The following is a 20,294-nucleotide window of genomic DNA, read 5'->3' on the forward strand; positions in this document are numbered from 1 at the left end:
GGCTGTCTTTATTTCATAGTATAGGAGAAAATAGAATGAAAAAGATAATCTCACGTCACTACTTTATTATGGCTTTTCTACTAGTTATTGCTGACCAGAAGTTCAGTGGTCTAGTTTTACGCAGCAACCTTGTTACTGGTCTATCTGACTTTACCTATTATCTGTCGGATATGATGTTGAATTTTCTTGTGGTTTTATTTGCTCTTATTGCCATGATTTGGTCGGGAAAATGGCAACAAATCAACAGTAGAAAGTTTAAAGGATCCTATCTTGTCTATTCATTTTTAGCTCTGCTTGCTTTTGTTATTTGGAATTTCGTTACCTTTTTTCTTTTCCCACCTACTCGAAATGAAATTTCTTATCAACATGCTGCTCCTACTTTTACAGGAGCTACGGCATTTTTAATGTATTTTTTCTATCCTGTAATTGCAGGTCCCATTTTTGAAGAGATGATTTATCGTGGGTTGGTGATGACCGCTCTGGAAAAAGGAAAGAAATGGGGACTGGATGTGCTCGGTTCGGCTGCTTTGTTTGGAATCTTGCACATTAGTAACCACGGTTGGGTTTTGACAGACTTTTTCTCATATATGGGTGGCGGTCTCATATTTGCAGTCTTATTTAGAGTGACAAAGTCCATTTATTGGCCTATTGGGCTGCACATAGTCTACAATGGCATTGGTCAGATTTTGCCGTTGTTGTTTTAGAGTTTCTGCCAATCATAAAAACAAAGGAACTGACTAGCTAAGTATTATAAATAAGACTGTTTTTTCAGTCTTTTTTATTTTGACTGTCTGTTACTAGTTTTTGATCAATTCTTTGTTTCCTCATAATTCAGAGAACAAATCTCAAAATGTAATCAGAAAATTCAAAGTTTGTCAATCCTAACCTTTTTTGTATAGTAGAAATATGAAATTTACAAAAATAATCAGTAGTCTGCTTGCTCTTGGAGCTTTACTCATGCTTTTGTCAGCTTGCCAGAATATCAAAAAGACGCAACTAGTCTTGTTTGAATCCCTTTCTTTCGGTATGCCTGTTAAATCTTTTGAAGAAGTATTGGGAGAGGCTAGCGAGGTGGAGGAAGAAGAGGAAATGGCCTATCGCGATACTTGGCGTGCAGAAGACCCTTATTTCTATAAAACAGGCCGCCTTTTCTATGATTACGAAAATATTTCTTTGAAGGGCCATACAGGTCGAGTAAGATTCACATTTTCAAAGTCGCATCACTTGGAAACAGTAGCGGCTTATTTTCCCGTTACCTCAAAAGCTGAGCAGCAAGCATTGCTCAATAACTTATCCCAGACTGTAAAAAAAGAACTGGAGGCACTCCCAGATTACCAGTCCTTGACAACTGAGACAGTAGGCCTCTATGATGACGGTTATCGCTATAAGGTCAAGTTGAAGGGACAACAGTGGGAACTCTGGGTCGATGTCTATCCGACAGAAAATAAATATGCTACAGACACAGAAACCGATAAGTATACTATCCGAGTGGATCAATTTCTTATGTATCCATGATACTCCCTCTTCAGCACTTTTTGCTGGCAATAGGTTTCGAATCCGAAACTTTTTTCTCTTCTTTGAATATGTTATAATAGTCCGTGCTGTGGCTGTGATGATGAACAGCCTCAATTGGAGAAAATATGAGGAGAAGGATGAAAGAAAAAGGATTTTGGGAAGGTGTACAGGCAGCCATGCCGACTGCCCTTGGCTATGTCAGCATTGGCCTGGCTTGTGGGATTATTGGCGCGCCCTATGTGACACCTGTTGAGATGGGCTTGATGAGCCTCTTTGTTTATGCTGGGAGCGCCCAGTTTGCCATGTTGGCACTGATTGCGGTACAAGCGCCTGTGGCAGCTATTGCTATGACGGTCTTTTTGATCAACTTGCGACTCTTTTTGCTGAGCTTGCATGCATCAACTTATTTCCGTCATACTAGTCTCTGGCAAAATATCGGCATGTCTAGTCTCCTGACAGATGAGACCTACGGGGTTTTGATGGGCGAATTAGCCCATACAGACAAGGTCCATCCTATGTGGATGCATGGGAACAATCTCAATAGTTATATGGCCTGGTTTATTGGGACAGTTGCGGGGACAGCTTTAGGAGGGCTTCTTCCAAATCCTGAGGTCTTTGGACTAGACTTTGCCCTTGTTGGGATGTTTATCGGGATTTTTACCTCGCAATTTCAGATTATGCAAAGACGGGTTCCTGTACGGAATCTACTGCGGATCCTAGCCGTGGTTGCGGTGTCCTTCTTTTTGCTCTTGACAGTGGTGCCTCAGTCGCTAGCTGTTTTGTTTGCGACCTTGCTAGGTTGTACCATGGGGGTGGTCTTAGATGGTCAGTAAATATCTTTTGTTAGCCGTTATCTTTTCAGGCCTAGTGACTTGGATTCCCCGTATGATTCCTTTCATCTTGGTCAAGTACAAGGGGTTGCCAGCTATCGTTGAGCGTTTTTTGAAGTTCTTGCCTGTTTCCATTATCTTTGCCTTGATCCTCTCAAGCGTAGTGACCGGAAAGGTTGGGAGCCTTCCTCAGATCAAATGGCTGGACTTTTCAGCAGTCTTTCCAACGGCTTGGGTAGCCTTTCGCTACCGCAATCTAGTGGGTACGGTTCTTTTTGGAGTAGTCTTGATTGCAGTCTTGCGTCTGGTCTTTTAGTCAGCCATAAAAAAAACCTATCACCGAGATAGATATCATATAATGGCGAAAAAAAATATTTTCTGTTAAGATAGTACAGTATTCTATTTTGGAGGAAATGACATGAAAAAAATCGTCAAATATTCATCTCTTGCTGCTCTAGGACTTGTTGCCGCAGGTGTACTAGCAGCTTGCTCAGGCGGAGATAAGAAAGATACTGCAACTAGCGAAGCAGCATCTGGTAAGAAAGAAATTATCGTTGCAACCAATGCTTCACCAAAACCATTCAACTACGAAGAAAATGGCGAGTTGACTGGTTATGAGATTGAAGTAGTTCGTGCTATCTTTAAAGACTCTGACAAATACGATGTTAAGTTTGAAAAGACAGAGTGGTCAGGTGTCTTTGCAGGCCTTGATAGCGATCGCTACCAAATGGCTGTGAACAATATTAGTTATACCAAAGAACGCGCTGAGAAATACCTTTATGCAGCCCCAACTGCTAAGAACCCTAACGTTCTTGTAGTGAAAAAAGACGACTCTAGCATCAAGTCGCTTGATGATATCGGAGGCAAGTCTACTGAGGTTGTTCAAGGGACAACATCAGCTAAACAGCTAGAAGATTATAACAAACAACACGCAGACAATCCAACGGTTCTTAACTACACCAAGGCTGATTTCCAACAAATCATGTCACGTTTGAGCGATGGTCAGTTTGACTACAAGATTTTTGATAAAATCGGTGTAGAGACAGTTATCAAAAACCAAGGTTTGGACAACTTGAAAGTCATTGAACTTCCAAGCGACCAACAACCTTACGTTTACCCACTTCTTGCTAAAGGTCAAGATGAGTTGAAATCATTTGTAGACAAACGCATCCAAGAACTCTACAAAGACGGAACTCTTGAAAAATTGTCTAAACAGTTCTTCGGAGACACTTATCTCCCAGCAGAAGCTGATATTAAATAGTCGTATGAAATCATCCAGTCTGAGAAAGGCGGATGATTTCTCAATGTTTGGGTATATAGTTTCAAACTATATGTCTGCCTATCTAATAACAATTTGCTAAATCAAATAAAGTATGAGATACTGTTACGGTATTATTTTTAAAGGAGAAAGAATCATGAAAATTAAAAAATGGCTCGGTGTAGCAGCGCTTGCTACAGTCGCAGGTTTGACTCTTGCAGCTTGCGGAAATTCAGAAAAGAAAGCAGATAACGAAACAGTTGTCAAAATTGCAACAGTTAACCGTAGCGGTTCTGAAGAAGCACGTTGGGATAAAATCCAAGAATTGGTTAAAAAAGATGGAATTAAATTGGAATTCACAGAGTTCACAGACTACTCACAACCAAACAAGGCAACTGCTGATGGCGAAGTAGACTTGAACGCTTTCCAACACTACAACTTCTTGAACAACTGGAACAAAGAAAACGGGAAAGACCTTGTAGCGATTGCAGATACATATATCTCACCAATCCGCCTTTACTCAGGTAAAAATGGGGAAGAAAACAAGTACACCAAAGTGGAAGAAATCCCAGATAAGGGTGAAATCGCCGTACCAAACGATGCAACAAATGAAAGCCGTGCGCTTTACTTGCTTCAATCAGCTGGTTTGATCAAATTGGATGTTTCTGGAACTGCCCTTGCAACAGTTGCGAACATCACAGAAAATCCAAAGAACTTGAAGATTACTGAATTGGACGCTAGCCAAACAGCTCGTTCATTGTCATCAGTTGATGCTGCCGTTGTAAACAATACCTTTGTTACAGAAGCAAAATTGGACTACAAGAAAGCACTTTTCAAAGAACAAGCTGATGAAAACTCAAAACAATGGTACAACATCATCGTTGCGAAAAAAGATTGGGAATCATCACCTAAGGCTGATGCCATCAAGAAAATTATCGCAGCTTACCACACTGATGAAGTGAAAAAAGTTATCGAAGAAACATCAGACGGTTTGGACCAACCAGTTTGGTAATAAGACACAGGGAGGTGGGAGAGAGTTTCCACCTCTTACTTTTGTATAGAGAGTTGATTTTAAAGAGGCACTTGGGGTCGTTCCAAGGACACAAGTAGGTAGTAGAAAGAGAGAGAAAATGGTTTTTCCTAGCGAACAAGAGCAGATTGAAAAATTTGAGAAGGATCATGTGGCCCAACATTATTTTGAAGTCTTGCGCACCTTGATTTCCAAGAAATCAGTTTTTGCCCAGCAGGTTGGACTCAAGGAAGTCGCAAACTATCTGGGTGAGATTTTCAAGCGTGTAGGAGCTGAAGTCGAGATTGATGAGACTTATACGGCTCCCTTTGTCATGGCGCATTTCAAGAGCTCGCGTCCGGATGCCAAGACCTTGATCTTCTATAATCACTATGACACCGTGCCAGCGGATGGCGACCAGGTGTGGACAGAGGATCCTTTTACCCTTTCTGTGCGAAATGGCTTTATGTATGGACGTGGGGTTGATGATGACAAGGGCCACATCACGGCTCGTTTGAGTGCTCTGAGAAAGTATATGCAGCACCATGATGACCTGCCTATCAATATCAGCTTTATCATGGAAGGGGCAGAGGAATCTGCTTCCATGGATCTAGATAAGTATTTAGAGAAACACGCGGACAAACTCCGTGGGGCAGATTTGTTAGTTTGGGAACAAGGGACCAAAAATGCCTTGGAGCAGTTAGAAATTTCTGGTGGAAACAAGGGAATTGTGACCTTTGATGCCAAGGTAAAAAGTGCTGATGTGGATATCCACTCGAGTTATGGTGGTGTTGTGGAGTCGGCGTCGTGGTACCTTATCCAGGCCTTAAGTAGCCTGCGAGCTGCTGATGGACGTATTTTGGTAGAAGGCCTGTACGAGAATGTTCAAGAGCCAAATGAACGAGAACTAGCCTTGGTAGATACCTACGCCCAACGCAATCCTGAGGAAATTAGTCGCATTTATGGTTTGGAATTGCCTCTCTTACAAGAGGATCGTGCAGCCTTTCTAAAACGGTTCTTTTTCGAGCCGGCCCTTAATATCGAAGGGATTCAATCAGGCTACCAAGGACAAGGAGTTAAAACGATTTTGCCAGCAGAAGCTAGTGCCAAGCTAGAGGTTCGTTTGGTTCCTGGCCTAGAACCGCATGATGTTCTGGAAAAAATTCGGAAACAGCTAGACAAAAATGGCTTTGATAAGGTAGAGTTATACTATACCTTGGGAGAGATGAGCTATCGAAGCGATATGAGCGCACCAGCCATTCTCAATGTGATCGAGTTGGCCAAGCAATTCTATCCGCAGGGGGTATCAGTCTTGCCGACAACAGCGGGGACAGGACCTATGCATACGGTTTTTGACGCTCTAGAGGTACCAATGGTGGCCTTCGGTCTAGGAAATGCCAATAGCCGAGACCACGGTGGAGATGAGAACGTGCGAATCGCCGATTACTACACCCATATTGAATTAGTAGAGGAGCTGATTAGAAGCTATGAGTAGAGATATTATCAAGTTAGATCAGATCGATGTGACTTTTCACCAGAAGAAGAGAACCATCACAGCAGTCAAGGATGTGACCATTCACATCCAAGAAGGGGATATCTACGGAATCGTTGGATATTCTGGAGCAGGGAAATCCACTCTTGTACGGGTGATTAACCTCTTGCAAAAACCATCTGCAGGAAAAATTACTATTGACGACGATGTAATTTTTAACGGCAGAGTGACCTTGACAGCAGAGCAGTTGCGTCGTAAGCGTCAAGATATTGGGATGATTTTCCAGCACTTTAATCTGATGAGTCAAAAGACAGCAGAGGAGAATGTAGCCTTTGCCCTTAAACATTCTGGACTCAGCAAGGAAGAAAAGAAAGCCAAAGTAGCTAAGTTGTTGGACTTGGTTGGCTTGGCTGATCGTGCTGAAAACTACCCTTCACAACTATCAGGAGGGCAAAAACAGCGTGTAGCTATTGCGCGTGCCTTGGCAAATGATCCGAAAATTTTGATTTCAGACGAGTCAACATCTGCTCTTGACCCTAAGACAACCAAGCAGATTCTGGCCTTGTTGCAAGATTTGAACCAAAAATTAGGATTGACAGTTGTCTTGATTACGCATGAAATGCAGATTGTCAAAGACATTGCTAATCGTGTAGCAGTCATGCAGGATGGTCGTTTGATTGAAGAGGGCAGTGTCCTTGAAATCTTCTCAGATCCTAAACAACCTTTGACCCAGGACTTTATCTCAACTGCCACAGGTATTGACGAAGCCATGGTTAAGATTGAGAAGCAAGAAATCGTAGAACATTTATCTGAGAACAGTATTTTAGTGCAACTCAAGTATGCAGGGGCTTCAACAGACGAGCCACTTTTGAATGAATTGTACAAACATTACCAAGTAACGGCCAATATCCTCTATGGAAATATCGAAATTCTCGATGGCACTCCTGTTGGAGAATTGGTTGTGGTCTTGTCAGGGGAAAAAGCAGCGCTAGTAGGTGCTCAAGAAGCCATTCGTCAGGCTGGTGTGCAGTTAAAAGTATTGAAGGGAGGACAGTAAAATGACAGAGTTGATTCAAACTTACTTACCAAATGTCTACAAGATGGGCTGGTCAGGTCAGGCAGGCTGGGGAACAGCCATTTACCTAACTCTTTATATGACAGTTCTTTCCTTTATTATCGGAGGGTTCTTGGGGTTGGTAGCAGGTCTTTTCCTCGTCTTGACAGCGCCAGGAGGTGTCTTGGAGAACAAGGTCGTTTTCTGGATTTTAGACAAGATTACCTCTATTTTCCGTGCGGTACCATTTATCATCCTCTTGGCAATCATGTCGCCACTTTCTCACTTAATCGTCAAGACTAGTATCGGACCAAATGCAGCCCTTGTCCCCCTTTCTTTTGCGGTCTTTGCCTTCTTTGCCCGTCAGGTGCAGGTGGTCTTGGCTGAACTGGATGGTGGTGTTATTGAGGCGGCTCAAGCGAGCGGAGCGACATTCTGGGACATCGTGGGTGTTTACCTATCAGAAGGTCTGCCAGATTTGATTCGTGTGACGACTGTGACCTTGATTTCCCTTGTTGGGGAAACAGCTATGGCGGGAGCAGTTGGTGCTGGTGGTATCGGTAACGTAGCCATTGCCTATGGATTCAACCGCTACAATCACGATGTGACCATCTTGGCAACTATTATTATCATCTTGATTATCTTTACAATTCAGTTCTTGGGAGATTTCTTGACCAAGAAATTAAGTCATAAATAAAAAGAGCCGAAGGGCTCTTTTTTAGTGATTAGATCTTGTGTGTAAGCTTTTTACTAATGGCTTGCCCAACCACAGCCCCAATCAAGGCACAAAGGAGAATGCTTGCGACAAAGAGAAAAATTTTGTCTAGCTCTGGAGCGACCATGATACGGTCAATGTATTCCTGAGATTTTCCACGAGCGAGGAGAGCTGCCTCGTAGGATGCTGGATTGATCCACATGAGGAGGATAGGACCACTTGTGCTAAAAGTAAAGACGAGGAAGGAGAAAAGATTTTTAATCTTATCCTGATAGTGGCCGAGACGAGCGATAGCATCTGCTGCAAGACCACAGGCGAGTCCTGGGAGAAAGGCTCTAGCGCCATGCTTGCTGGCTAGGAAGAAAATTGCCATAAAAAGTCCTAGAGTGGTGATAGCACCAAAACGAGGGACCTTCGTCAAAAGAAGCATGTAGACACTGCCACCGACAAGGGCAGAAAAGGCAGGTGCGTAGAACATATTGCCTGTTTGGTCGACCAGGTGTCCTAGGAAGACTCCAATCCCTACACAAAGAAAGTAGAGGACGGTGGCCAAGAGGGTGGTTAAGATATTTTTCTTCATGAGAATCTCCTTGATGCGAATTAACAAAACCAATTGTATCACGCTTTTTGAGGATTGTAAATGGGAGTTCTATATTTTTGAAAACGCTTGAAATATGATATAATAGGTACATCGTTAGTTTAAGGAGAGTAGCATGGGAAAATTTCTAGAATTCGTCTTTAATCGTATCTTTTTGGGAATGATGGCGACGGCTTATTTCTGGCTATTAACACTAGCAGGAGGAGTGGTATTTGGTTTGGCACCAGCTAGTGCAACTCTTATGAGTTTGTATGCGGAACATGGTTATACCTATCGAGCCTACCATTTGAAGGAAGCTTGGGAATTGTATAAGAGCAATTTTGTCAAGAGTAATCTGGCTTTCTATAGTTTTGTGTTTGTGGATCTTGTCCTAGTTTATGGTTTGTATCTTCTAGTTCAATTGCCCCACCAGACGATTTTCCACCTCTTGGCGACCTTTCTCAATGTCCTTGTAGTTGCTCTTGTCTTTCTAGCCTATACTGTTTCCTTGAAACTTCAGGTGTACTTTGATTTATCCTACCAAAATACCTTGAAACTATCCCTTATCGGGATTTTTATGAGCCTACCTGCGATTGCCAAGGTTTTACTCGGGTCCGCTCTCCTTGTAGGAGTTGGTTATTATATGCCTGCCTTGCTCTTTTTTGTAGGAATTGGAATGTGGCATTTCTTTATCAGTGATATGTTGGAACCTATTTATGAAAGTATCCATGAAAAATTGGCGACAAAATAGAATGAAGCAGTTTTGGCTTCACTCTCTTTTACGGATTTATAGTTTGGTTATGATCGTGGTCATTGCCAGTTTTGCGATTATGCTATCGTATGCTGACTGGGACTCGCGTGAGAAAGAGGCCCAACGGGTTGCAGAACGTGTGACCACTCGGACAGTGAGTGAAGTGGAATATTATCACAGAGAGTCAACTCAACTTGCTCAGTCTTTGGTTGAAAATCAGGCCCGCATCGAAGGAATTTACAAGTATTTCAGTCTCAGCACACCAGACTATTTCTATTGGCAATTAGAGCGTAAAACTTCGCCTTATATCTCTGTTTCCCTGTATGAAAATATTGATGACCTCTATGTTCGGAATGATTTTGTGACTGGAGTGGCTATTGTTCTTCAGGACTACAAGGAAGTATATGTTTCGACTAGAGAAAAACGCAGTGGAGAGAAAGTTCCTGCGGAGGATTTTAAGCCAACAGCCAATAGTTTTGCCATTCCTGTTTCTGATCCTGTGTCTGACAAGGATTTAGGAGTGATTTATATCTCCCTATCCCCAGATGTTTTACATGGCGCTATTGACAATACTCGAGGCCATATACCAATGGCTGTAACAGTAACTTCGCCTTTTGAGACTGAGATGTTCCATATTGGGGAGAAGGTCTCAGCCGAGCGAGAAAACTGGTTTGTAGGTGTCACCTCTCACGGTTATCAGGTTCGAGTTGCTGTTCCTAAAAATTTTGTTCTTACAGGAACTTTGACGAGTTCAGCTGTCATTATTGGGCTAAGTATTCTCTTTATCATCATTTTGTACGTGACCCTTAGACAGACTTTTTCAAATTACCAAAAGCAGGTCGTAGACCTAGTAGATTCGATCGAGGTGATTGCTCAAGGAGAAGAAGGCCTTCGAATCGATACCTCTGAAAAAGACCAAGAGTTGCTTCTCATTGCAGAAACAACCAATGATATGTTGGATCGCCTGGAAAAAAATATCCACGATATCTATCAGCTAGAGCTCAGTCAAAAGGATGCCAATATGCGAGCCCTACAGGCTCAAATCAATCCTCACTTTATGTACAATACTCTAGAGTTTTTACGGATGTATGCCGTCATGCAAAGTCAGGATGAACTGGCAGATATTATCTATGAATTTAGTAGCTTGTTACGCAACAATATCTCCGATGAGCGGGAAACGACGTTGAAGCAGGAGTTGGAATTTTGCCGAAAATATAGCTATCTCTGTATGGTACGTTATCCTAAATCCATTGCTTATGGTTTCAAGATTGCACCAGAATTGGAAGAAATGAGGATTCCAAAATTTACACTCCAACCATTAGTAGAAAACTACTTTGCCCATGGTGTTGACCATCGCAGAACGGATAATGTCATCAGTATCAAAGCCTTGAAGGGCCAAGACTTCGTTGAAATCCTAGTGGAAGACAATGGTCGGGGCATGACCGCTGAGAAACTAGCTAGTTTGCAAGAAAAATTAGCTCAACGAAGTTTTGAACACGAGGCAAGCTATAGTGGGGAGCGGCAGTCAATTGGAATAGTCAATGTACACGAACGCTTTGTTCTCTATTTTGGGGATCGCTACCAAATCAGTGTAGAGTCAGCTGAGCAAGAGGGTGTTCGTTACCATATCACTATCCAGGATGAATAGAAAGGGTAGAAATGTATAAAGTTTTATTAATAGACGATGAGTACATGGTGACAGAGGGGCTCAAGCGATTAATCCCCTTTGAAAAATGGGATATGCAAGTCGTCGCAACAGCTAATCACGCAGATGATGCTTTGGACTATGTTAAGAAAAATCCAGTAGATGTGGTCATTTCCGATGTCAACATGCCAGATAAGACCGGGCTTGAGATGATTAGGGAAATGAAAGAGCTACTTCCAGATACCTATTATATCTTGCTGTCTGGTTATCAGGAGTTTGACTACGTCAAAAAAGCCATGAACCTTAGTGTCGTGGATTATCTGGTCAAGCCAGTAGACAAGGTGGAGTTGGGCCATTTATTAGAAAAGATTGCGCAGCAGCTTCAGGAAAAGGTGGAACAAAGTCAGACCCTCAGTCAAGAATTGGATGAGACAGGATTTACGAACTACCTGTCAGGTAAAGACAGCTGGTGGATAGGACTTTCAAAGGAAAAGCAGGGCTCTTTTACCATTCCTTACTACGTTTTGGGGCAAGACTGGCAGATTTTCATCTCTGATCAGCCACTAGATGGCATCATCGTGACACCATTTGAAGCACCCTACCAGCAGTCCTTTGAGAATTGGAAGATCAACGCTGAAAAAGCCCTCTTCTACGGTTCAGTCAATCTAGAAAAATCCGAGAGTTTGTTCACTTATTATGAGCCGATTTATCGGGTGATTATCCAAGGGAATATCAATCAAATCATCGAAGAATTGACCTTGCTAGAGAAGGTTGTTTTGGAGAATACTCCGCGCGTGGCCATCACGAAGCAGCTCTTCACCCAGTTTGTCATGGATGTCTTTCATTTGTTTGAACACCTAAAAGCAGATGATATGACTGAGATAGTCAAAGCTATTCATGCCATTAACACCTTTGAAGAATTGGTTTCCTATATCAAAGAAACCTTGACCAAGTTCTTTGGCCAGTACCGCATGAATGAAAATGTGGTGAGCGTGCTGGAGGTGATTGGGCGTGATTATCAGAAAGAGCTCTCACTTAAGGACATCAGCAAGGATCTCTTTATCAATCCTGTCTATCTCGGTCAGCTGATCAAGAGGGAAACCAACTCAACCTTTGCGGAATTGCTCAATAAACAGCGAATTAAGGCAGCGCAGCAACTCTTACTTTCGACCAGTGATAGTATTGAAGATATTTGCTATGCAGTTGGCTATAGTAATGTTGGATATTTCTATAAGGTTTTCCGTAAATTGTGCGGAAAATCACCGAAAGCTTATCGGAAACAAGTTGAAACTAGCTTGTAAAAGTTGTATTCCTGTACAAAAAATGCTATAATGTTCAAAATATCTTATGGAGGAAAATATGAAAAAGAATCCTATTTATCTTTGGGTCTTGTTAGTCCTATCAGCCCTCATTTCATCTATGTCATTATTTGGAATCTTGAGTCCATTGCCAAGTAAAGATGTGCTTCGTGCTAGCCTGGCGAATAGCGGGACGCTTACTGCTCAGCAATTAGAAGACACAGTCAACTATACTTACCAAGTAACAGCGTCATCGCACTCTATTTTTAATACGTTGTTGATTGTTTTATCTGCAATTTTAGTTGTAGTAGCCTTTGTATTTCTAGTACGTAAAAATGTGCAATTCGCAAACTATGCTTATATTGGCTATGTTCTACTAGCGATTGTTGGTTTGGTTTATAGCTATATGAACGTTCAAGATGCGGTTCAATTAATCAAAGATTCTACCCTCGGCCTAGGAATGGGAGCACTAGCACAAGGAACGAATATTTTGTTCATCATTATCAATGTTCTCTTTTTAGCCTTAGTCTTTTACAAGATGTGGCGCCAACAAAAAGATTTGGCCGAAGAAGTCGAAGCAGAAGAAGTTGCCTAAGTATTGACAAAAAAGAGCTATCAAGTTACAATCTTGGTAGTTCTTTTTTAATCGTAAACAAAAAATCGAGGTCAACATGAAAAAAATATTCCTAGTGTATATCAGTCTGAGTGGGAATACAGAGAGTTTTGTAACCCGACTCAAGGACTATCTCTTGTCTCAGTACGAAGAGATTGAGGTCCAAAAAATCCATATCAAGGATTTGGTCAAGGAAGGCCAAGAATTCTTTGAAATGGAACATCCCTATGTCGCTTTCTTGCCGACCTATCTGGAAGGTGGAAATGGTGTCGATAACGGCGATGTTGAGATTCTAACGACTCCAGTGGGGGATTTTATCGCTTATGGAGACAATGCTAGTAAGTGTTTTGGGGTAGTGGGTTCCGGTAATCGCAATTTTAACAATCAATACTGCCTAACAGCTAAGCAGTATAGCCAGCGCTTTGGTTTCCCGGTCCTAGCAGACTTTGAAATGCGTGGTATGCTGGGAGATATTAAAAAGGTCGCAGCAATTATCGCGGACTTGTATGAGTTAGAAACAGAAAAATAAAGTAGTACTGAGGGCAGTTGAGATTTTCAACTGCTTTTGTGTATGTAAAAAGCACCCTGTAAGGGTGCCATTTTATAAACTATCCTGCTTTTCCGATGGCAAGTGCATAGATAAAGAAAATAGCAAAGCCAAAGAGGAAAATCAATCCTGCGATAGCAAGGAGTTTTAGCCAGGAAGGAAGATTTTTATTCTCACGTGTCACTAAAACATAGTTCAGAAGAGCGAAGAATGGTGTTGTCAGGAAAGAACCGATCATGGCAAAGCGAAGCATGGTTGAAACTTGTCCAGCAAAGAATTTAATAATTACGATACCAATGATAGCGGTAATGGTCATCCAGATGTTCAAAGATTTACGAGTATCCTCTTTTTGACGAATCAAGAGTCGTAGCGATTCCTGATTGACACGAGAGTAACCATCGATAACGGTGATGACTGTTCCAAAGATACAGAGAAAGGCGATAAAGGTAATCAAATAACGGGACCATTCTCCAAGAACAGAGGCATACATACCCACAAATTGAGAAATGTACTTGGCTGAAGCAGCTTCAACTGCCTGCCCGGTAGGATACTGAATCAGTGCTCCTAGTGCCACGAAGAATACAGCTAGGATAGCAGTTCCAATGTAACCAACGTTAAAGTCGAAAAGAGCGTCCGCTGTATTAAAGTTGACGGTCTTTTTCTTTTCAGCAGACCAGAGTGAATTGATGGCTGAAATTTCAATAGGGGCAGGCATCCATCCTAAGAGGGAAACGATAAAAGGGAGGGCTGCCATTTGCCAAGGTGTCTTCTCGATAAAATCAGAGCTGTATTCTGGATGCTTAATTGCTGCAATGATAACTGCAAGAACTGTTGCAATGGTCAAAGCAGACATGATCCATTTTGCCATACCATCCAATAGTTTGTAGCCACCAAAGAGTAGCATAGCCCAAATGACTGCAACAAGGATAAGGGACCATTGAGTGATGCTAAGACCAATCATTGGAAAAGCGCTAGCGATGATGGCTGAGCACAGAATGGCAACACCAGCTGTGTTGACCATAGCAGAGAAGACATTGAGGACAAAGAAAATCCAGAGATAGAGTCTCCCTTTTTCGGCGTAGCCTTCGACCAAGGTTTTACCAGTGTCGGCAGTATATTCGGCACCAAAACGGAAAAATGGATATTTAAAAACATTGGCCAAGATAACCAAGAGGAGTAGTGACCAACCATAAGAACCACCAGCTTGAGTAGAGGATACGATATGAGAACCTCCAACAGCAGCAGAAGCCATGAGGATTCCTGGTCCCATTGCCTTTAGTTTGCTTGCCCAGGTTGACTGGTTTGATAACGTAACTTGTGACATAATAAACGCTCCTATTTTTGAATTTTCAGAATAATCTGAATAGATAGCTACTATTCTACAAAAAACTTAAAAGAAATGCAAGGCCATTTTGAAAAAATACAGAAAATTACAGAAAAATTTACATGAAGCAATGAAATTTCTCCAAGGAGAATATGCTTAAGACTAAAAAATCCGAGAAGAAAGCTTCTCGGATTTTGATTATTTCAATTGATCTGTGACGTCTTTTGAGAGCAACATTCCCAGATGGTAAGTTTTATTGATATGTGCAATGACATCATTGATATTTTCAGTCGTGTGAATTTTTTCTTTGATGTCAGATCTGAATGTCTCGTCCTTCAAGAGTTGCTCTTGGTAGAGTCTTTGAAGTCTCTCCTTCTCGTACTTATTGAGCAGAAAAAGGAAAACCAAGCTAAGTACAACGAGGATATAAGCATATTGGCTCATAAGGAATCTCCCAGTGTGATAAAGAAATAGTAAAAGTGAATAAATTATTTCATTGAACAGCTACAAGGCCGAACAAAATATAAATGTTATTTTGCCTCAATCTTTCAGATTGCTTTGCAATCAAGTGATCTGAAAGATTACATACAATCAATATGATTTGATTGACCAATTTAGTGAGGTGTTTAGGCAAGTGTCTCTGGTTACGATGTAAAGAAACATAAATCGACAATATTTATGTTTCTTTACTAGTGAAGCAGTTAGCTAGTCCGCATATAGCGGCTAGCGTCTAACAATTAGGAACTTTAGTTCCAATTGCTAGTACTGAATCACATCTTCTCCGGCGCTTCTACTCCGAGCAAACGAAGAGCTTCTTTGAGGACGACTGCGGTTGCATAGCTGAGGGCCAGACGGCTGTCGCGCTCAGGACTTTCATCTAGAATACGTGTATGTGCATAGTACTTGTTAAAAGCTTGAGCCAAACTAATCGCAAATTTCGCAATGATAGAAGGTTCAAAGTTATCTGCTGCACGATTGATAATACGTGGGAAGTCTTGGAGTAGTTTAATGATTTCCCAGCTTTCAGCATCATTCAGGCTGTAGTTGCTAGCTGTATCTGGTTTGAAATCGGCTTTGCGCAAGATAGATTGGATACGAGCGTAGGCGTATTGAACGTAAGGTCCAGTTTCTCCTTCAAAGGATACCATAGCCTCAAGGTCGAAGTCATATCCATTTGTACGGTCGGTCTTAAGATCATAGAACTTGATAGCCCCAACTCCAACAGCGTGGGCAACCTGGTCTTTATTTTCTAACTCAGGATTTTTCGCTTCGATTTGGGCCTTGGCACGACTAACAGCCTCTGCAATAGTAGGCTCTAGCAAGATGACATTTCCTTTACGAGTAGAGAGTTTTTTTCCTTCTTTTGTTACCAATCCAAACGGAACATGGATAATGTCTTGGCTCCAATCATAGCCCATCTCTTGTAGTACTGCCTTGAGTTGTTTGAAGTGGGCAGATTGCTCTTGACCAACAACATAGATGGATTTGGCAAATTGGTATTCGTTTTTACGGTAAAGCGCTGCAGCCAAGTCACGTGTGATATAGAGAGTTGCACCATCAGATTTTTTGATAAGGGCTGGATGTTCAATTCCATATTTCTCAAGATTGACAACTTGGGCTCCCTCTGACTCAACAAGAAGTCCTTTTTCAGCGAGAATGTCTACAACAGCATCCATCTTATCATTGTAGAAGGCTTCTCCGTTGTAGCTGTCAAATTCGACTTGCAATTCATTGTAAAGGCGGTTGAATTCCACCAAACTTTCATCACGGAACCATTGCCAGAGAGCGAGGGCTTCCTCATCTCCATTTTCCAGTTTGCGGAACCATTCGCGTGCTTCTTCATCCAAGCTAGGATCTTTTTCAGCTTCAGCATTGATGCGAACGTAGAGTTTAAGAAGTTCATCGATTGGATGCGCTTTAACAGCTTCCTCATTTCCCCATTTCTTGTAGGCAACGATTAACATTCCAAACTGTTTGCCCCAGTCTCCCAAATGGTTGACCTTGACCGTTTGATAGCCGATTTTTTGGAAAATATGTGACAAGCTATCTCCGATAACAGTTGAACGCAGGTGCCCAATAGAGAATGGTTTTGCGATGTTGGGACTAGACATGTCGATAACGACATTTTCTTGCTTGCCAATGGTTTGGTCGGCATAGCGTTCTTTTTCAGTGATAACATCCTGTAATACCTGAGCCGAAATAGCACTTTTATCAAGGAAAAAGTTGACGTAAGGTCCTGTTGCAACAACCTTTTCAAAGGCCTGACTATTAATTTTTTCAGCAATATCTGCTGCAATCATTTGCGGAGCTTTACGCTCGACCTTTGCTAGAGAAAAGGCAGGGAAGGCGATGTCTCCCATTTCTGAGTTTTTAGGTGTTTCCAGTAAATTTAAAATAGCCTCTTGATCCAGGCTATCAATGACGCTAGCCAACTCGCTAGCAATCAATTCTTTTGTATTCATAAGGGCTCCTTTTGGGCTTTTTTACTATTTTAACACAATTTACTACATTTTTTGAGAAAGAAAAGAATTTTTTTGAATTATCTATTTTTTTTGGTATAATATAGTTATAAAATAAATGTAAAACTTGTTATAAATATTCACTTAAGAGGATAATATGAGAAAAAGAGAACGGCATCAGTTGATTAAAAAGATGATCACCGAAGAAAAACTTGGGACACAAAAAGAGATTCAAGATCGTTTAGAAGCTCGTAATGTTTATGTGACACAAACGACTTTGTCACGTGATTTGCGTGAAATCGGCTTGACCAAGGTTAAGAAAAATGATATGGTGTATTATGTACTAGCAAATGAGACAGATAAGATTGATTTAGTTGAGTTTTTGTCTCATCATTTAGAAGGAGTTGCAAGAGCAGAGTTTACCTTGGTACTTCATACTAAACTTGGGGAAGCTGCAGTCTTAGCAAACATTGTAGATGCAAACAAGGATGAATGGATTTTAGGAACGGTTGCTGGTGCTAATACCTTATTGGTTATTTGTCGAGACCAGCACGTTGCCAAGCTGATGGAAGATCGTTTGCTAGATTTGATGAAAGATAAATAAGGTCTTGGGAGTTGCTCTCAAGACTTATTTTTAGCAAGGAGAGACGGAAAATGGCAACAGAAAAGCTATCACCCGGCATGCAACAGTATGTGGATATTAAGAAACAATACCCAGATGCTTTTTTGCTTTTTCGAATGGGTGATTTTTACGAGTTGTTTTATGAAGATGCAATTAATGCAGCACAGATTTTAGAAATTTCCTTAACGAGTCGGAATAAAAATGCAGAAAATCCGATACCCATGGCGGGTGTCCCCTATCATTCTGCCCAGCAGTATATCGATGTTCTGATTGAGCAGGGCTATAAGGTAGCCATTGCCGAACAGATGGAAGATCCCAAACAAGCGGTTGGTGTTGTCAAGCGAGAGGTGGTTCAGGTCATCACACCTGGAACGGTCGTTGATAGCAGTAAGCCGGATAGTCAGAATAATTTCTTGGTTGCTTTAGATCGTGATGGCAATCAGTTTGGTCTAGCTTATATGGACCTGGTGACCGGTGATTTTTATGTGACAGGTCTATTAGATTTTACGTTGGTTTGTGGGGAAATCCGTAACCTAAAGGCTCGTGAAGTGGTGCTGGGTTATGACTTGTCTGAGGAAGAAGAACAAATCCTCAGCCGTCAGATGAACTTGGTGCTCTCTTATGAGAAGGATGGCTTTGAGGATGTCCATTTACTGGATCCACGTTTGGCAGCTGTGGAGCAAGCGGCAGCTAGTAAGCTCCTCCAGTATGTTCACCGGACTCAGATGCGGGAATTGAACCACCTCAAACCAGTTATCCGCTATGAAATTAAAGATTTCTTACAGATGGACTATGCGACCAAGGCTAGTCTGGATTTGGTTGAGAATGCCCGTTCAGGTAAGAAGCAAGGCAGCCTTTTCTGGCTTTTGGATGAAACCAAAACGGCTATGGGTATGCGGCTCTTACGGTCCTGGATTCATCGTCCCTTGATTGATAAGGAGCGAATCGTCCAACGTCAAGAGGTGGTGCAGGTCTTTCTTGACCACTTCTTTGAGCGCAGCGATTTGACAGACAGTCTCAAGGGTGTTTATGATATCGAGCGCTTGGCTAGCCGAGTTTCTTTTGGCAAAACCAATCCCAAGGATCTCTTGCAGTTGGCGACCACCTTATCCAGTGTACCACGGATTCGTGCGATTTTAGAAGGCATGGAGCAGCCTACTCTGGGCTATCTTATCGAACAGTTAGATGCCATCCCTGAGTTGGAGTGCTTGATTAGTGCTGCCATTGCTCCTGAAGCTCCTCATGTGATTACGGAAGGTGGCATTATCCGTACGGGATTTGATGAGACCTTAGACAAGTACCGTCGTGTGCTCAGAGAAGGGACTAGTTGGATTGCTGAGATTGAGGCTAAGGAGAGAGAAAACTCTGGCATCAGCACGCTTAAGATTGACTACAATAAAAAGGACGGCTACTATTTCCATGTGACCAATTCGCAACTGGGAAATGTGCCAGCCCACTTTTTCCGCAAGGCAACGCTGAAAAACTCAGAACGCTTTGGTACCGAAGAATTAGCCCGTATCGAGGGAGATATGCTGGAGGCGCGTGAGAAGTCAGCCAACCTAGAATACGAAATCTTTATGCGCATCCGTGAGGAAGTCAGCAAGTACATCCAGCGTTTGCAGGCTCTAGCCCAAGGAATTGCAACGGTTGATGTCTTGCAAAGTCTGGCGGTTGTGGCTGAAACCCAGCATTTGATTCGACCTGAGTTTGGGGATGATTCACAAATCGATATCAAGAAAGGGCGCCATGCTGTCGTTGAAAAGGTTATGGGAGCTCAGACCTACATTCCAAACAGTATTCAGATGTCAGAAGATACCAGCATTCAACTGATTACAGGGCCCAACATGAGTGGGAAGTCTACCTACATGCGTCAGCTAGCCATGACAGCGGTTATGGCCCAGCTAGGCTCGTATGTACCAGCAGAAAGCGCCCATTTGCCTATCTTCGATGCCATCTTTACCCGTATCGGAGCGGCAGATGATTTGGTTTCAGGTCAATCAACCTTCATGGTGGAGATGATGGAGGCCAACAATGCCATTTCTCATGCGACCAAGGATTCCTTGATTCTCTTTGATGAATTGGGACGTGGGACTGCAACTTATGACGGAATGGCTCTGGCCCAATCCATCATCGAATACATCCATGAACATATCGGAGCCAAAACCCTCTTTGCGACCCACTACCATGAGTTGACAAGTCTGGAGTCTAGCTTGGAACACTTGGTCAATGTCCACGTGGCAACCTTGGAGCAGGATGGACAGGTTACCTTCCTTCACAAGATTGAATCAGGAGCAGCTGACAAATCCTATGGTATCCACGTTGCTAAGATTGCTGGTTTACCAGCAGAACTTTTAGCAAGGGCGGATAAGATATTAACTCAACTGGAGAATCAAGGAACGGAAAGTCCTGCTCCCATGAGAGAAACAAGTGCTGTCACAGAGCAGATGTCACTCTTTGATGCGCCTGAAGAACATCCTATCCTAGCAGAATTAGCTAAACTGGATGTATACAATATGACACCTATGCAGGCTATGAATATCTTAGTTGAGCTTAAACAAAAAATATAAAAAGGGTCCCACTCATGC

At 42.2% G+C, this 20,294-nt stretch carries 20 protein-coding genes; 16 read left to right on the plus strand and 4 right to left on the minus strand.

The features are described from left to right. Positions 1-35: 35 nt before the first annotated feature. The 9 genes from I6H78_RS05935 to I6H78_RS05975 all read left to right on the plus strand — a co-directional run bounded on the left by I6H78_RS05935 (position 36) and on the right by I6H78_RS05975 (position 7,855). Complete coding sequence (locus tag I6H78_RS05935; protein ID WP_198459105.1) at positions 36-704, plus strand: CPBP family intramembrane glutamic endopeptidase; 669 nt, start codon at positions 36-38, stop codon at positions 702-704. A gap of 202 nt (positions 705-906) precedes the next feature. Beyond that, a complete protein-coding gene (locus tag I6H78_RS05940; protein WP_198459106.1) occupies positions 907-1,515 on the plus strand; it encodes a hypothetical protein in 609 nt (202 codons plus the stop codon). 137 nt (positions 1,516-1,652) lie between these two features. Next, entirely contained in the window at positions 1,653-2,348 is a 696-nt protein-coding gene (locus tag I6H78_RS05945) for an AzlC family ABC transporter permease (protein ID WP_198459107.1), read from the plus strand. Next, entirely contained in the window at positions 2,338-2,661 is a 324-nt protein-coding gene (locus tag I6H78_RS05950) for an AzlD domain-containing protein (RefSeq protein ID WP_198459108.1), read from the plus strand. Before I6H78_RS05945 ends, I6H78_RS05950 begins: the two co-directional genes overlap by 11 nt. A 102-nt stretch (positions 2,662-2,763) precedes the next feature. After that, positions 2,764-3,606 (plus strand): amino acid ABC transporter substrate-binding protein, encoded by an 843-nt coding sequence (locus I6H78_RS05955; protein WP_000724968.1) that lies wholly within the window; start codon positions 2,764-2,766, stop codon positions 3,604-3,606. A 154-nt stretch (positions 3,607-3,760) separates the two neighbouring features. After that, positions 3,761-4,615: a MetQ/NlpA family ABC transporter substrate-binding protein gene (locus I6H78_RS05960; RefSeq protein ID WP_198459109.1), complete on the plus strand. Its 855-nt coding sequence runs from the start codon at positions 3,761-3,763 to the stop codon at positions 4,613-4,615. A 118-nt stretch (positions 4,616-4,733) separates the two neighbouring features. After that, a complete protein-coding gene (locus I6H78_RS05965) occupies positions 4,734-6,107 on the plus strand; it encodes a M20 family metallopeptidase (protein WP_198459110.1) in 1,374 nt (457 codons plus the stop codon). Further along, positions 6,100-7,161 (plus strand): methionine ABC transporter ATP-binding protein, encoded by a 1,062-nt coding sequence (locus tag I6H78_RS05970; RefSeq protein ID WP_198459111.1) that lies wholly within the window; start codon positions 6,100-6,102, stop codon positions 7,159-7,161. The genes I6H78_RS05965 and I6H78_RS05970 overlap by 8 nt, the downstream gene beginning before the upstream one ends. A 1-nt stretch (position 7,162) precedes the next feature. Next, positions 7,163-7,855 carry a methionine ABC transporter permease gene (locus I6H78_RS05975; protein ID WP_061428222.1) on the plus strand — a complete coding sequence of 231 codons (693 nt, stop codon included), beginning with the start codon at positions 7,163-7,165 and terminating at the stop codon, positions 7,853-7,855. A gap of 28 nt (positions 7,856-7,883) precedes the next feature. Here the strand turns inward: I6H78_RS05975 and I6H78_RS05980 are convergent, their stop codons facing one another. After that, a complete protein-coding gene (locus I6H78_RS05980; RefSeq protein ID WP_198459112.1) occupies positions 7,884-8,453 on the minus strand; it encodes an MptD family putative ECF transporter S component in 570 nt (189 codons plus the stop codon). Positions 8,454-8,586: 133 nt separating this feature from the next. Here I6H78_RS05980 and I6H78_RS05985 point away from each other — a divergent pair, with 133 nt between their 5' ends. The 5 genes from I6H78_RS05985 to nrdI all read left to right on the plus strand — a co-directional run bounded on the left by I6H78_RS05985 (position 8,587) and on the right by nrdI (position 13,286). Continuing rightward, positions 8,587-9,201: a YesL family protein gene (locus I6H78_RS05985; RefSeq protein ID WP_000514466.1), complete on the plus strand. Its 615-nt coding sequence runs from the start codon at positions 8,587-8,589 to the stop codon at positions 9,199-9,201. Continuing rightward, complete coding sequence (locus I6H78_RS05990) at positions 9,179-10,849, plus strand: sensor histidine kinase (RefSeq protein WP_198459113.1); 1,671 nt, start codon at positions 9,179-9,181, stop codon at positions 10,847-10,849. Before I6H78_RS05985 ends, I6H78_RS05990 begins: the two co-directional genes overlap by 23 nt. 11 nt (positions 10,850-10,860) lie before the next feature. Beyond that, positions 10,861-12,147 carry a response regulator transcription factor gene (locus I6H78_RS05995; protein ID WP_198459114.1) on the plus strand — a complete coding sequence of 429 codons (1,287 nt, stop codon included), beginning with the start codon at positions 10,861-10,863 and terminating at the stop codon, positions 12,145-12,147. A gap of 58 nt (positions 12,148-12,205) precedes the next feature. Further along, positions 12,206-12,739 (plus strand): ABC transporter permease, encoded by a 534-nt coding sequence (locus I6H78_RS06000; RefSeq protein WP_198459115.1) that lies wholly within the window; start codon positions 12,206-12,208, stop codon positions 12,737-12,739. A gap of 76 nt (positions 12,740-12,815) precedes the next feature. After that, on the plus strand, positions 12,816-13,286 hold the full coding sequence (gene nrdI / locus I6H78_RS06005; RefSeq protein ID WP_198459116.1) for a class Ib ribonucleoside-diphosphate reductase assembly flavoprotein NrdI: 471 nt from the start codon (positions 12,816-12,818) through the stop codon (positions 13,284-13,286). Between the two features lie 79 nt (positions 13,287-13,365). On the opposite strand, the gene I6H78_RS06010 is transcribed toward nrdI, so the two are convergent. The 3 genes from I6H78_RS06010 to argS form a co-directional block, all read right to left on the minus strand. Beyond that, positions 13,366-14,628 (minus strand): NRAMP family divalent metal transporter, encoded by a 1,263-nt coding sequence (locus tag I6H78_RS06010; RefSeq protein WP_198459117.1) that lies wholly within the window; start codon positions 14,626-14,628, stop codon positions 13,366-13,368. Between the two features lie 198 nt (positions 14,629-14,826). Then, complete coding sequence (locus I6H78_RS06015; protein WP_000084865.1) at positions 14,827-15,072, minus strand: hypothetical protein; 246 nt, start codon at positions 15,070-15,072, stop codon at positions 14,827-14,829. A 326-nt stretch (positions 15,073-15,398) separates the two neighbouring features. Next, positions 15,399-17,090, minus strand: coding sequence for an arginine--tRNA ligase (gene argS / locus I6H78_RS06020; protein ID WP_198459118.1), 1,692 nt, complete (start codon positions 17,088-17,090; stop codon positions 15,399-15,401). 154 nt (positions 17,091-17,244) lie between these two features. Between argS and argR the strand changes: the two genes are divergently transcribed. Next, complete coding sequence (argR, locus tag I6H78_RS06025) at positions 17,245-17,691, plus strand: arginine repressor (protein WP_001231483.1); 447 nt, start codon at positions 17,245-17,247, stop codon at positions 17,689-17,691. A gap of 50 nt (positions 17,692-17,741) precedes the next feature. Next, the gene (mutS, locus tag I6H78_RS06030; protein ID WP_198459119.1) at positions 17,742-20,276 is read left to right on the plus strand and encodes a DNA mismatch repair protein MutS; all 2,535 of its coding nucleotides are present in this window, start codon (positions 17,742-17,744) and stop codon (positions 20,274-20,276) included. Positions 20,277-20,294: the final 18 nt, after the last annotated feature.

It is taken from the genome of Streptococcus oralis, assembly GCF_016127915.1.
Lineage (GTDB): Bacteria > Bacillota > Bacilli > Lactobacillales > Streptococcaceae > Streptococcus > Streptococcus oralis_BO.